Source organism: Serinicoccus kebangsaanensis (assembly GCF_008919445.1).
In the GTDB taxonomy this organism is placed as follows: Bacteria; Actinomycetota; Actinomycetes; order Actinomycetales; family Dermatophilaceae; genus Ornithinicoccus; species Ornithinicoccus kebangsaanensis.
Genome location: NZ_VSLG01000015.1, coordinates 25141 through 37512 on the forward strand (window position 1 = coordinate 25141; position 12372 = coordinate 37512).

Below are 12372 nucleotides of genomic sequence, written 5' to 3' on the forward strand. Positions count from 1 at the left end.
CTCCGGATGCGACATCCTGGTGTGCAGCGCGAGAGGAGGCCTGCAGTGCTGACGGCTGACCCTGCCTACAGCGAGTTCGTGGAGGCCCGTGGGCCGCGCCTGCGCCGCGCCGCGTACCTGCTGTGCGGTGACGCCGACCTGGCCGAGGATCTGCTGCAGGAGGCCCTGATCGCGTTGGCGGAGAAGTGGGAGAGCGTGGACAACCCCGACGGTTTCGTGCGCCGGGTCATCTACCGCAAGCGCGTCTCGTGGTGGCGCAAGACACGTCGTGAGGTGGCGGTGGAGCGGATGCCGGAGCGCGGCACACCCGACGGTGCCGACGACCGGGCCCGCGACGACGAGGTGCACACGGCGCTGCGCGCGCTGCCACCGCGGCAGCGCGCGGCCCTGGTGCTTCGCTACTTCGAGGACCTGACCGAGGCGCAGACGGCCGAGGTCATGGGCGTGCGGCCCGGGACCGTGAAGAGCCTGTCGCACCACGCGATCGCCCGGCTGCGCGAGGAGCTGGGCACGCGGGCCACCGGTGGCGTGCAGGAGAAGGAGAGCCTGGGATGAACGGCGAGCCCGAGGTCCGCGACCTGCTCGAGGGTGCGTCCAGGATCGGCGGCGACGAGCGGGTCGCCCCGGACGCGGCCTGGGGCGCGGGGCGGCGTCGCCGCGCCCGCAAGCGGGTCGGCGGGGCGGTCGCCAGCGGTGTCGCGACCCTGGCGGCGGCAGTCCTCGTCTGGCAGACGGGCTTCCTCGGCGGCGGGGACGACCTGCAGGACGGGGTCGCGGCCGAGTTCCCGCGGGGCGGGACCACCTTCGTCTTCGCGGAGGTCGGCTCCGGGCAGGACGCCGAGCCGGCGACCATCTCGGCGGTGGCGCCAGTCGAGGCGGACGAGCTGACCGGCACCAGGTGGGAGTTGCAGGACGAGCTGTGGCGTGGCGGCGAGGCCGCCGGCGTCGTCGGGTCCGGCCCGGCCACCGAGCTCTCCTTCCCGGCGATCGGCGGCGGCTGGGGCATCTCCGTGGACGGCTGCGGGGAGGCGTCCGCCCAGGGCAGCCTGGTGCTCGAGCCGGACGGCGCCTTCGCGCCGCAGCAGATGGGCACGACCGACATCGGCTGCGCCGACGAGGTGCAGCAGGCGGAGGACTTCTGGATGGAGGCGCTCGCCGGCGGCGGGTCGATCCACCGGCTCGGCGGTGAGGACAGCGGGCTGCTGCTGCTCACCGTGGTCGGCCCCGTGGTCGACGACCCGGTCGCGGTGACCACGCCCGCACCGGAGCCCACGCGCCCCGAGGACGAGGCAACGGAGAGTGAGTCGCCGGCCCCCGCGGAGACGGGCCAGGCCGAGCAACCGGCGCCGGCGCCGACGAGCGAGGAGCCGCCCGTCGCGCAGCCCGAGCCGCCGCCGACCACCGAGCCGGTCGACCCGCCGGAGACCGAGCCCGATCCGGTCGAGCCAGAGCCGGAGCCGGCCCCGCCGGTCGTGGACCCGGGGACCGGGGTGGACCCGGGGGAGGGCGAGGGTCCGGAGCTCCCGTGGACGACACCGGGCGAGCCGACCGAGGGTGGGGGCGGGGTCAGCGCCGGTGGGCAGCTCCTCGCGCCGTCCCTGCGCGCCGGCCTGCACGAGGGCTTCGACCGGGTGGTGGTCGACCTCACCGGGCCTGCGGGATCGGCGGGACCGGGATGGGTCGCGTCCTACGAGGCGGCCCCCACCCGGGCCGGGTCGGGCGCACCGGCCGGGGTCGCGGGCGACAGCGTGCTCCAGCTGGTCCTCGCCGGGATGGCCTATCCCGAGCCGGGCGACCCGGTCTACGACGCGGGCGACGCCGGGCTGGACACGCACTCCCTGGGCGCCGTCGTGGAGGTCATCCGGACCACACCGTTCGAGGGCCAGCTCCAGGTCTTCGTGGGGATGGGCGGCGAGCCCCGGCCATACCGGGTGTTCACCCTGCAGGACCCCCTGCGGCTGGTGATCGACGTCCAGACCGGGTGAGGGTCAGACCGCGGGCTCGGGGTATGCCGTGCCCCCGGTCGCGCGCGCCGGCTCACCATCGCGCACCTCGGGGTCTGCCGACCCGTCCCCGCTCTCGGGCAGCGGAGCGCGCACGAAGAGCGCGAGCACGAGCGCGCCCACGGTGATCCCGGTCGCGACCACCAGGCCGGACACGATCCCGCCGGACAGCGCCTCGAGCTCGGGGGTCCCGCCGAGGCCCAGCTGGTGGGCGCGTGTCTCCATGACGGTGACGACCAGTGCCGTGCCCGCGGCCGCGGCGACCTGCTGGCCGGTGCCGAGCATGGCGCTGCCGTGCGAGTAGAGGCGGTGCGGCAGGGCACCCAGCCCCGCGGTGAAGCTGGGCGTGAAGAGGAAGGCGAGCGAGATGCTCACCAGCACGTGCAGCCCCACCAGGCCCCACCAGGGCACCTCGGTGGCCAGCAGCGCCATCCCCGCCATGCCGGTCACGAGGCCGACACCACCGGGCACGACGAGCGGGCGCGGGCCGAACCGGTCGTAGAGCCGTCCGACGGTCGGGCCGAGCAGCCCCATCGCCAGGCCTCCGGGCATGAGCATCAGCCCCGAGGCGAGGGTGCTGAAGCCGCGCACCTGCTGGAGCAGGATCGGCAGTAGCAGCATGGCGCCGATGAGCGCCATGAAGGCGAGGCACATGAGCGCGAGCGGCACGGCATACCGCGTCACCTGGAGCGCGCGCAGGTCGAGGAACACCAGGGTCTCGTCCCGACGCGCGAGGCTGAGCTGACGCCAGACGAAGAGCGCCAGCGCGACGCCGGCGACGGCGAGCGACGTGCCGGGCCCGACCGGGCCGGGGGCACCCTCGCCGAGCGCGCTCAGGCCGTAGACCAGGCCGCCGAAGCCGAGCGCGGTGAGCAGGGCGCTGAGCACGTCCAGCCGCGCCTCGCACCCCGGGTCGCTGCCACGCAGCAGCCGTGCTCCGCCGATCAGCATCGCCGCGGCGATTGGGAGCACGAGGAGGAAGAGCCAGCGCCAGGAGGCGACCTGCAGGATGAGGCCGGAGACCGGCGGTCCCATCGCCGGGGCCACCGAGATGGCCAGCGTCAGGTTGCCCATGACGCGGCCCCGGCGCTGCGGCGGCACCATCGTCATGATGGTGGTCATGAGCAGGGGCATCATCACGGCGGTGCCGCTGGCCTGGATGACCCGGCCGAGGAGCAGGATGGAGAAGGTCGGGGCCAGGGCGGCGGTCGCCGTGCCCACGATGAAGACGCTCATCGCCAGCAGGAACGCGGCGCGGATCGACAGCCGCTTGAGCAGCCACCCCGTCATCGGTATGACCACCGCCATCGTCAGCATGAAGCCGGTCGTCAGCCACTGACCCGCGCCGGCGTCCACGCCGAAGGCCGCCATCAGCGGCGGCAGCGCGTTGAGCATGAGGGTCTCGTTGAGGATGACCACGAAGGCGGCCGCCGTGAGCACCCGCAGCACGAGACGCACCCGCGCGTCGTCAGCGGCGGGGGCGGGGGTCGCGCTCGGGGTCGACACGGACGACACAGGGATCTCCTCGCGGATCATGGGGGGTGGACTCACCGTCACCGGGTGAACTCATCGGTGGGTCGAGGCACTCCATGATATCCGCCCCTGACCTGCCCGTCCCCAGGTTTTCCCCGGCGGGCGCAGCGAGGTCGGTCGGCCGACCTAGACTCGGGCAGCAACAGGTGTGAGGAGGAGGTGCGGGTGCCGCGGATCAAGGACGAGGACGTCAAGGCGGTCAAGGAGCGTGCCTCGATCGAGGAGGTCGTGCGGGAGCACGTGACGCTGCGCACCGCCGGGGTGGGTGCGATGAAGGGGCTGTGCCCCTTCCACGACGAGAAGACCCCGTCGTTCCAGATCCGCACCGCGCTGGGCACCTACCACTGCTTCGGCTGCGGGGTGGGTGGTGACGTCATCTCCTTCCTCATGGAGATCGACCACCTGACCTTCGCCGAGGCGGTGGAGCGGCTCGCGGACAAGCTCGGGATCACCCTGCGCTACGAGGACACCGGCCCGGGCACGGGGCGTGGCGAGCAGGCGCCGGTCGGGCAGCGCACCCGACTGATGGAGGCGCACCGGGTCGCCGAGGAGTTCTACCACGAGGCGCTGCTGCGCTCGGGCGAGGGACGAGCGGGGCGGGACTTCCTGCGCGACAAGGGATTCACCGGCGCGCACGCCGGGCAGTTCATGGTGGGGTATGCCCCGCGCGAGGGGACCGCGCTGGTCACCCACCTGCGGGGGCGCGGCTTCACCGAGGAGGAGCTGGTGCTCGGTGGGCTCGCGAACCGTCGCGGCCGCGGGCTGTCGGACCGGTTCCAGGGGCGGGTGCTGTGGCCGATCCGGGCCATCACCGGGGACACCGTGGGCTTCGGCGCGCGGCGCCTCTTCGACGACGACTGGAGCCCGGCGAAGTACCTCAACACCTCCGAGACGCCGATCTACAAGAAGACGGGAGTGCTCTACGGCCTGGACCTGGCCAAGAAGCCGATTGCCACCGAGCGCACCGCGGTGGTGGTGGAGGGCTACACCGACGTCATGGCGGCGCACCTGTCCGGGGTGGAGACCGCCGTCGCCACCTGCGGCACCGCCTTCGGCGCCGACCACATCTCCATCCTGCGGCGGATCCTGCGGGACGAGGCGGGGCGGGCACCGGCCAGGGTGATCTTCACCTTCGACGGCGACGCGGCGGGGCAGAAGGCGGCGATGAAGGCCTTCGAGCAGGACCAGCGGTGGGCGGCCCAGTCCTACGTGGCGGTGGCCGCCGACGGCCAGGACCCGAACGACCTGTGGATCGCGACCAAGGACGCCGAGGGGGAGGAGAGGGGCCGCGCGGTGCGCGAGCTGGTGGAGGGCGCTGAGCCTCTGCTGGAATTCGCTGTTCGCTCGGTAGTTGACCAGTATGACCTCAGCCAGTCGACGCAGCGAGCCTCTGTGTTGCGGCAAATCGTGCCCCTGCTGGCCAAACTCAAGGATGAGTCATTGCTCACTGAACTGGCCAGGTACGCCGACCGGCTAGTGGGCTCGCCGAACACTGACGTGATCTTGATGGCGATTCGGCGTGAGAGGCGGAAGCCGTCGACCAGTCGGCACGCGACAGCGCCGGGGGGACGAGGCCATGATGTCCACGCAGGGGAAGACGACAACCCTGCTGTTCCGACGCTGCCGCAACCGGACCTGCGGGACCCGGTGCAGATGGCCGAGCGTCACCTGGTCCAGGTGGCGCTGCAGTATCCGCTGGCGATCGTCGCCGAGGACATGGACGAGCTCGAGCCCGACGCCCTCCGAGCCCCCATGCACCGGGCGGTCTGGCACGCCATGCGCGAGGCGGGAGGCGTGCAGGGGGCGGCCCAGCGCAGCGCCCGCTCCTGGGTGGAGACGGTGCTGGCCGGGACGCCTCCGCCCGTGCACCCGCTCGTCCACGAGCTGTCGGTCGCCAGCCTGCCGGACCGGCTCGACCCGGAGACCGCGATGCCGCGCGAGGCCTTCGTCGACTGGCTCGTGCTGCGGGTGCGTCTGGCGGGCGTCGAGCAGGAGGTGGCCGAGCTGCTGGGCCGTCAGGCCCGGGCGGCCGAGGGCAGTCCGGACAAGCGGCAGCTGGACGAGCGGCTGATGGCGCTGCACCGCGAGCGGGCCCGGTTGCGGGCCAGGATGGAGTAGGCCGTGCGGTTCTCGCGCACCCGGCGCATCGGGGCGACACCACGCCCGGAGCGCTCACCCGGAGATCTCCCGGCCCCGGCCCGGCCGCGGATGCAGCAGGGCGAGCAGCTGCTCGCCACCGCCCAGGAGGACGCGGGCGGGCTGTGGCTGGCGCTCACCACGTACCGCCTCATCGAGGTCGACGAGAGCGGGGCCGTGACGCTGGAGCGGCCGTGGCACGAGGTCGACACCGGCGCCTGGGATCCCGACCTGTGGGCGTTGACCGTCGCCTTCGTCGACCGGCTCGACGGCAGGCAGTGGGTGCTGCAGCGCCGGACCGGCCCGGGGATGGTGCCGCAGGTCTTCCGGGAGCGCACGTCGGCCAGCGTGGTGCTGCTGCGGGCGGTCGACCTCGGCCCCCGGCGCAGCGCGCGGGTGACGATCCGCAAGGTCCTGCCGACGCGAGAGCTGGTGGAGCAGGTGCTGTGGGGCCGTGGCGCGGGGGAGTCGGACGTCGAGCTGGCGGCGCGCGTCCGCGCGGCGCGGATCGAGGTGCGGGACATGGTCGGCCTGCCGCCGAACCCTCCCGCCTGACCCGGCATACCCCCCTGACCCCGCGTTCTGGACATCGGTTCTTGGGGGACGGGCCCCAGGAACCGATGTCCAGAACGGGACGTCGGCGAGGATTTCGGCGGCCGGGGCTGCTCTTGCTAGAGTGCCTGCTGCACGATCCCCTGTAGCTCAATTGGCAGAGCAGCCGGCTGTTAACCGGCAGGTTACTGGTTCGAGTCCAGTCGGGGGAGCCAATCCCCAGACCGAAGGCCCGGAGCACCATGCTCCGGGCCTTCGTCGTGCGGTGCGCGTCTCAGAGCTTGGTGTTGTGCTCCACCAGCGGGTCCACCGCCGGGCCAGCGACACCGGTGGGCCCTGCTCCGTCCGTGGTCTGCCCACCCGTGGCCCGACGCTTGCGGCGCTGCCGGCTCTCCAACGTCTCGGCGACCTTGCTGATGGAGTAGTTGATCAGGATGTAGATCACGGCCGCGACGATGTAGGCCGGCACCACGTTGCTGAACGCGGACGAGAGCTGCTGGCTCCGGGTGAGCAGGTCGTAGTAGAGGATGATCGACCCGAGCGCCGTGTCCTTGACGATGACGACCAGCTGACTCACCAGCGACGGCATCATCGCCGTGAGCGCCTGGGGGATGAGGATCGACCGGCGCACCTGCACCGTCGACAGGCCGATGGACAGCCCGGCCTCGCGCTGCCCGCTGGGCAGGGAGGCGACACCGTTGCGGATGACCTCGCACAGGACGCTGGCGTTGTAGAGCACCAGGCCGGTGACGACGCCGATGAGCGGGTTCCACCGATCGACCGACCACTCCTGCTGGGACAGCCAGAAGTAGGTGAAGATCATCATGATCAGCACCGGGACGGCGCGGAAGAACTCGACGAAGACCGAGGCGACCCAGCGCACCGGCGCGACGTCCGACATGCGCAGCATGGCCAGCCCCAGGGCCAGCGGGGAGGCGATGAGGATGGCGATGAGCGCGGCCAGCAGGGTGCCACCGATGCCGGGGATCAGATAGGTGGTCCAGGTTCGCCACTGGAGGAAGGGCATCCACTTGTTCGCGTCCAGCTGGCCGCCGGCGCGCAGCTGGATCAGCAACCAGACGGCCACGGCCACGAAGAGGGCCAGCGTCAGGACCGCCAGCACCCGGTGCCGGACCCGGGCGCGAGGACCGGGGATGTCGAAGAGGACCTGCTGCGTGCTCATCGCTTCACCGCCAGTCGGGAGGCCAGCCAGGAGGTGGCGAGCCCGGTCGGCAGCGTGAGGATGACGAAGCCGATCGCGATGAGCAGGAAGTTCAGCAGCATGACGTCGGGGCGGAACTCGATCATGTTCCGCAACGCGTAGGCCGCCTCGGCGACCCCGATGGCAACGGCCACCGTGGTGTTCTTGGTCAGCGCGATGAGCGTGTTGCCCAGCGGCGTGATCGCCCCGCGGAAGGCCTGCGGCAGGATCACGTGGCGCAGCCCCTGGCCGAACGTCAGCCCCAGGGAGCGGGACGCCTCGGCCTGGCCGACCGGGATGGTGTTCACCCCGCTGCGGAGGGCCTCGCACACGAAGGCGGCGTGATAGACCGACAGACCGATCACGGCGAGCCGGAAGTTGAGGTCGACGATGAAGGTGGGGGAGTCGCGCGACGCCGGCTCGATGCCGAACTGCCCCCACAGCCCGATGCTGCAGAAGACGATGATGAGAGTGAGCGGGGTATTACGGATCAGGGTCACGTAGCTGCCACCCAGCCACCGGAGGAAGCCCACCGGGGACAGGCGCATGATCGCCACCACCGTGCCGAGGAGCAGCGAGAAGAGGGCCGACCACAGGGTCAGCTTGATGGTGGTCCAGAACGCGTCGAAGACGTTGAACTGGTCGATCAGCTCGAGCATCGCTCTCCTTCCGTGACGGGCCGGGGCCCGACCGGCGACGGCGGCGCACCCTGCCGGGAGCGCCGCCGTGCCGACGAGTGGGCGCGGTCAGCCGCAGTGCCCGCCGATCTCCGGCGGGTTGAGGTCGGCGTTCGGGGTGTAGTCGGCGGCACCGAGGTTGTCGGAGATGATCTGCTCCATCGTGCCGTCGTCCCACAGGCCCTGGAGGATCTCGTTGATCTCCTCGCACCGGTCGGAGTCCTTGTTCAGCCCGACCCCGTAGTTCTCCTCGGAGAAGGTGTTGCCGACCACCTTGAGCTGACCGGCGTACTGGTCCTGCGCGGCATAGCCGGCGAGGATGGTGTCGTCGGTGGTCAGGGCGTCGATGGTGCCGTTGGCCAGCTGCTCCACGCACTCCGAGTAGCGGCCGTACTCCTGCAGCTGGACGCCCGGCACCTCCTCCTGGACGTTGGTGGCCGACGTCGACCCGGTGACCGAGCACAGGATCTGCCCGTCGAGGTCCTCCGGGCCGGCGATGTCCGAGTCGGCCGCGACCAGCAGGTCCTGGCCCGCGACGAAGTACGGACCGGCGAACTGCACCTGCTCCTTGCGCTCGTCGGTGATCGAGTAGGTCGCGAAGATCATGTCCACCTGGTTGGTGGTCAGCAGGTTCTCCCGCTGCGGGGTCGGTGCCTCCTGGAAGGTGATGTCGTCCTCGCTGACGCCGAGCTGCTCGGCGACGGCGCGGGCGACGTCGACGTCCATGCCGGAGTAGCTGTCGCCGTCCTGCACCCCCAGGCCGGGCTGGTCGATCTTGACGCCGATCGTCAGCGGCTCACTGCCGCCCTCCTCCCCGCCGGAGCCGGAGTCCGTGCTCTCGCCGCCACCGCCGCACGCGGCGAGGGTGAGCGTGGTGGCCGCTGCCAGGGCCGCGATCTTGAAGGTGCTGGAACGCATGTGGTGCTCCTGTCGTGGTTTCAGGTTTCAGTGGGTCAGGATCTTGCCGAGGAAGTCCTTGGCACGGTGGGACTGGGGGTTGGTGAAGAACTCCTCCGGGGTGTTCTCCTCGACGATGGCGCCGTCGGACATGAAGACGACGCGGTCGGCCGCCTTGCGCGCGAAGCCCATCTCGTGGGTGACCACGATCATCGTCATGCCCGACTTCGCGAGCTGGGTCATGACGTCCAGCACCTCGTTGATCATCTCCGGATCCAGCGCGGAGGTCGGCTCGTCGAAGAGCATGACGGTGGGGTCCATCGCCAGCGAGCGGGCGATCGCGACGCGCTGCTGCTGGCCGCCGGAGAGCTGTGCGGGGTACTTCTCGGCCTGGTGGTCCACGCCCACCCGCTTCAGCAGCTCCATCGCCCGTGCCTTGGCCTCGGCGCTCTTCTTCTTGCGCACCTTGATCGGGCCCATGGTGACGTTCTCGAGGATCGTCTTGTGGCTGAACAGGTTGAAGCTCTGGAAGACCATGCCCACGTCGGCCCGCAGCTTCGCGAGCGCCTTGCCCTCGCTCGGCAGCTCGTCGCCGTGGATGGTGATGCGCCCGGACTCGTAGGACTCCAGCCGGTTGATGGTCCGGCACAGGGTCGACTTGCCGGACCCGGACGGGCCGATCACGACGACGACCTCGCCCTCGTGCACGGTGAGGTTGATGTCCTTGAGCACGTGCAGGTCGCCGAAGTGCTTGTTGACGTCCTCGAGCACGACCAGAGGTGCGCCCAGGCCAGAGCCCGGCGACTCACGGGTGTCGGTCATGTCGCGCACCCTAGACGGGTATGCCCGCGCTGGGCAGCAACTTCGCGTGGTTGTCACCGCATTGTGACCTTTGCGCCGGTGCGGGTTCTCGCGCGAGGGGAGTGGGCCAGGCGGGGCTTGAACCCGCGACCGACGGATTATGAGTCCGCTGCTCTGACCGGCTGAGCTACTGGCCCTCGGCGGGTCAGTCTAGGTGTCGCGCCGGGTGCATCCGGCACGGGCGGTGCCGCAGGCCCGTCACTGGCGCAGGTAGGACTCCAGGTGGTCGCGCTCGGCCTCCAGGGCGTCCAGCCGCGCCTTGACCACGTCACCGATCGAGACGATGCCCTCCAGCCGGCCGTCCTGGACGACCGGCAGGTGGCGGAACCGGCCCTCGGTCATCGTGGTCGCCAGGTGGGTGAGGTCGTCCTCGAGCGTGCAGGTCTTGACGTCGGTGGTCATCAGGTCGGTCAGGGCGGCGCTCTGGTCGCGCCCGCCGCGCAGGTGGTGGACGACGTCCCGCTCGGAGACGATGCCCGCGACGTCGTCACCGTCGAGCACGACGACGGCCCCGATCTTGGCGTCGTCGAGCGTCTCCAGCAGCTCGGCCACCGTGGCCGTCGCCGGCAGCGTGGTGACGGTGCTGCCCTTCTTCTTGATCAGGTCGGCGACGCGCATGGCGTGAAAATAGCAGACCGGGTGACGCGACGTCACCCGATCGTTGCCGCACTCCTGCGACGGGTGGGACGCCACGAGTTCGGTGTGGCACTTGCTCCCTGCGTGACAAGAGAGCACAATGTGACTCAGCACGCGGCATACCGCTCGCTGTGGTCGAGGTCGTTGGGGAAGACGTCCCTCACCACACAGGAGGCCAGGATGTCCGCTGTCATGCCACGAGTCATGACTCGCGGGGTGGTGTTCATACACTCCACCCCCACTGCGCTGTGCCCGCACATCGCCTGGGCGCTGGAGGGTGTCCTCGACACCCGCGTCGCCCTCGACTGGGTGGGTCAGCCCGCCGAGCCCGGCACGATGCGCACCGAGTTCGCCTGGACCGGCGAGGCCGGCACGGGTGCCACCATCGCCAGCGCCATGCGCGGCTGGGACGGCCTGCGGTACGAGGTCGTCGAGGAAGCCAGCCGAGGCAGCGACGGCGTGCGCTGGACGCACACCCCCGGCCTGGGCCTGCACACGGCGCGGCTGTCGGCCAACGGTGACGTCGTCGTCAACGAGGACCGACTGCGGCACATCATGGACGAGGCCGCCGGGTCGGCGGCCACGCTGACCGCCGAGCTGGACCGTGCCCTCGGCGCCGCCTGGGACGCCGAGCTCGAGGCCTACCGGCACGCCGGTGAGGGTGCCCCGGCCACCTGGCTGCACAAGGTCGGCTGAGCCGGCCGGGTGCGACCGCCTGTGAGGTCGCGCCCGCCCGCGCGCTCAGCGCCGCAGGTCTGCGGCGACCCGCTGGTGCACCTCCAGCATCCGCTGCGCGCTCACGGGCCAGTTGAAGCGCTCCGCCGCCGCCCGGGCACGCGCACGGGCGTGCGGTCGTGCCATGAGCTGCTCCACCCCGTCCGCGAAGGCGGCGGGCGTCGAGGGCAGCACGACGCCGCCGTCGCCCACGACCTCGTGCAGCGCGCCCTCGTCGCAGCAGACGACGGGTATGCCGCAGGCCAGGATCTCCAGGGCGGCCAGGCCGAAGGTCTCCAGCGGCCCGGGTGAGATCGCCAGGTCAGCGCGCCCGAGCTCGCCGGCCAGCTCGCGGCGGTCGGTGATGTAGGAGTGGAAGGTCACCGGGAGGTTGCGCGCCCGGTCCACCAGCTCGTCCAGCATCGGACCGGCGCCGAAGACGGTCAGCTCGACCTCGTGACCGCGACGCACCAGCTCGCGCACCGTCTCGATCGAGAGCGCGGGGTTCTTCTCCCGGGACAGCCGGCTGCAGTGCGCGATCCGCATGGGGCCGTCCTGACCCGGCGGCGGTCCGTCGGCGAGGTCGCGCACCGGGGTGAAGACGTCCAGGTCGACGCCGAGCGGCACGACGTCGGCGTCCAGCCCGTTGCGGTGGAACTCCTCGGCGGCGAACCGGCTCGGGCAGGCGATGGCGTCGTAGTCGCGGGCGCTGCGCTGGTTGATGACGTCGGCCGCCCAGTGCGAGGGACGCTCGGGCACGGGGGTCCGCCGCACCATGATCCCGGTCATGTTCTCGTGGCTGATCATCACCGAGCCGATGCCGCGGCGACGGGCCCACCGACCCATCCACCGCGTCGTCGAACGGTCCGAGACCTCGATCGCGTCCGGCGCGATGGCGTCCATCAGCCGGGACATCCCCACCCTGCTCCAGATGAGGGAGTAGCCGGTCCCGGGCACCGGACGGGCCGGCACCCGGTAGATCAGGCCCTGCTCCTCCTCGGTGATCTCCTGGCCGGGGCCGGGGATGATGAGGGACGCGCGGTGCCCGGCCTGCTGGTAGAGCTCGCCCCAGTGGCGCAGCGCGGTCTTGATCCCGCCGGAGGTGGGGCTGACGAAGTTGGCGACGCGCAGGATGTGCATGACGCGGGCAGCCTATGCCGCC

At 71.4% G+C, this 12372-nt stretch carries 12 protein-coding genes and 2 tRNA genes; 6 read left to right on the forward strand and 8 right to left on the reverse strand.

The window, feature by feature from the left end; all coding sequences use genetic code 11:
* The first annotated feature begins 45 nt into the window (after nucleotides 1–45).
* Both FXF60_RS13920 and FXF60_RS13925 read left to right on the forward strand, forming a co-directional pair.
* Complete coding sequence (locus tag FXF60_RS13920; RefSeq protein ID WP_202879646.1) at nucleotides 46–555, forward strand: SigE family RNA polymerase sigma factor; 510 nt, start codon at nucleotides 46–48, stop codon at nucleotides 553–555.
* Nucleotides 552–1985, forward strand: coding sequence for an AMIN-like domain-containing (lipo)protein (locus FXF60_RS13925; protein ID WP_151526583.1), 1434 nt, complete (start codon nucleotides 552–554; stop codon nucleotides 1983–1985). The genes FXF60_RS13920 and FXF60_RS13925 overlap by 4 nt, the downstream gene beginning before the upstream one ends.
* A gap of 3 nt (nucleotides 1986–1988) precedes the next feature.
* Here the strand turns inward: FXF60_RS13925 and FXF60_RS13930 are convergent, their stop codons facing one another.
* A complete protein-coding gene (locus tag FXF60_RS13930) occupies nucleotides 1989–3518 on the reverse strand; it encodes an MDR family MFS transporter (RefSeq protein WP_238335867.1) in 1530 nt (509 codons plus the stop codon).
* 183 nt (nucleotides 3519–3701) lie between these two features.
* Here FXF60_RS13930 and dnaG point away from each other — a divergent pair, with 183 nt between their 5' ends.
* From dnaG to FXF60_RS13945, 3 genes are all read left to right on the forward strand, one after another.
* The gene (dnaG, locus tag FXF60_RS13935) at nucleotides 3702–5654 is read left to right on the forward strand and encodes a DNA primase (protein ID WP_151526584.1); all 1953 of its coding nucleotides are present in this window, start codon (nucleotides 3702–3704) and stop codon (nucleotides 5652–5654) included.
* Between the two features lie 3 nt (nucleotides 5655–5657).
* Nucleotides 5658–6227 (forward strand): hypothetical protein, encoded by a 570-nt coding sequence (locus tag FXF60_RS13940; RefSeq protein WP_151526585.1) that lies wholly within the window; start codon nucleotides 5658–5660, stop codon nucleotides 6225–6227.
* Nucleotides 6228–6363: 136 nt separating this feature from the next.
* Nucleotides 6364–6439: transfer RNA gene (locus FXF60_RS13945), tRNA-Asn, on the forward strand.
* Between the two features lie 59 nt (nucleotides 6440–6498).
* Here the strand turns inward: FXF60_RS13945 and FXF60_RS13950 are convergent.
* The 6 genes from FXF60_RS13950 to FXF60_RS13975 all read right to left on the reverse strand — a co-directional run bounded on the left by FXF60_RS13950 (nucleotide 6499) and on the right by FXF60_RS13975 (nucleotide 10478).
* Nucleotides 6499–7407 (reverse strand): amino acid ABC transporter permease, encoded by a 909-nt coding sequence (locus FXF60_RS13950; RefSeq protein WP_151526586.1) that lies wholly within the window; start codon nucleotides 7405–7407, stop codon nucleotides 6499–6501.
* The gene (locus FXF60_RS13955; protein ID WP_151526587.1) at nucleotides 7404–8084 is read right to left on the reverse strand and encodes an amino acid ABC transporter permease; all 681 of its coding nucleotides are present in this window, start codon (nucleotides 8082–8084) and stop codon (nucleotides 7404–7406) included. The genes FXF60_RS13950 and FXF60_RS13955 overlap by 4 nt, the downstream gene beginning before the upstream one ends.
* A gap of 87 nt (nucleotides 8085–8171) precedes the next feature.
* Complete coding sequence (locus FXF60_RS13960; RefSeq protein WP_151526588.1) at nucleotides 8172–9020, reverse strand: glutamate ABC transporter substrate-binding protein; 849 nt, start codon at nucleotides 9018–9020, stop codon at nucleotides 8172–8174.
* Between the two features lie 27 nt (nucleotides 9021–9047).
* Nucleotides 9048–9821 carry an amino acid ABC transporter ATP-binding protein gene (locus tag FXF60_RS13965; protein ID WP_437440873.1) on the reverse strand — a complete coding sequence of 258 codons (774 nt, stop codon included), beginning with the start codon at nucleotides 9819–9821 and terminating at the stop codon, nucleotides 9048–9050.
* Nucleotides 9822–9923: 102 nt separating this feature from the next.
* Nucleotides 9924–9997 (reverse strand) — tRNA-Ile (locus tag FXF60_RS13970).
* A gap of 61 nt (nucleotides 9998–10058) precedes the next feature.
* Nucleotides 10059–10478 (reverse strand): CBS domain-containing protein, encoded by a 420-nt coding sequence (locus tag FXF60_RS13975; RefSeq protein WP_151526589.1) that lies wholly within the window; start codon nucleotides 10476–10478, stop codon nucleotides 10059–10061.
* A 210-nt stretch (nucleotides 10479–10688) separates the two neighbouring features.
* Here FXF60_RS13975 and FXF60_RS13980 point away from each other — a divergent pair, with 210 nt between their 5' ends.
* A complete protein-coding gene (locus tag FXF60_RS13980) occupies nucleotides 10689–11192 on the forward strand; it encodes a DUF3145 domain-containing protein (protein ID WP_151526590.1) in 504 nt (167 codons plus the stop codon).
* Between the two features lie 45 nt (nucleotides 11193–11237).
* Here the strand turns inward: FXF60_RS13980 and FXF60_RS13985 are convergent, their stop codons facing one another.
* A complete protein-coding gene (locus FXF60_RS13985) occupies nucleotides 11238–12350 on the reverse strand; it encodes a glycosyltransferase (protein ID WP_151526591.1) in 1113 nt (370 codons plus the stop codon).
* Between the last annotated feature and the right edge of the window lie 22 nt (nucleotides 12351–12372).

What these genes read in the sequence shown, in the direction of transcription:
- FXF60_RS13980 (WP_151526590.1), top strand. Translation starts at nt 10,689, where the DNA reads ATGCCACGAGTCATGACTCGCGGGGTGGTGTTCATACACTCCACCCCC.
- FXF60_RS13955 (WP_151526587.1), bottom strand. Translation starts at nt 8,084, where the DNA reads ATGCTCGAGCTGATCGACCAGTTCAACGTCTTCGACGCGTTCTGGACC.
- FXF60_RS13985 (WP_151526591.1), bottom strand. Translation starts at nt 12,350, where the DNA reads ATGCACATCCTGCGCGTCGCCAACTTCGTCAGCCCCACCTCCGGCGGG.
- FXF60_RS13960 (WP_151526588.1), bottom strand. Translation starts at nt 9,020, where the DNA reads ATGCGTTCCAGCACCTTCAAGATCGCGGCCCTGGCAGCGGCCACCACG.
- FXF60_RS13965 (WP_437440873.1), bottom strand. Translation starts at nt 9,821, where the DNA reads ATGACCGACACCCGTGAGTCGCCGGGCTCTGGCCTGGGCGCACCTCTG.
- FXF60_RS13950 (WP_151526586.1), bottom strand. Translation starts at nt 7,407, where the DNA reads ATGAGCACGCAGCAGGTCCTCTTCGACATCCCCGGTCCTCGCGCCCGG.
- FXF60_RS13975 (WP_151526589.1), bottom strand. Translation starts at nt 10,478, where the DNA reads ATGCGCGTCGCCGACCTGATCAAGAAGAAGGGCAGCACCGTCACCACG.
- FXF60_RS13925 (WP_151526583.1), top strand. Translation starts at nt 552, where the DNA reads ATGAACGGCGAGCCCGAGGTCCGCGACCTGCTCGAGGGTGCGTCCAGG.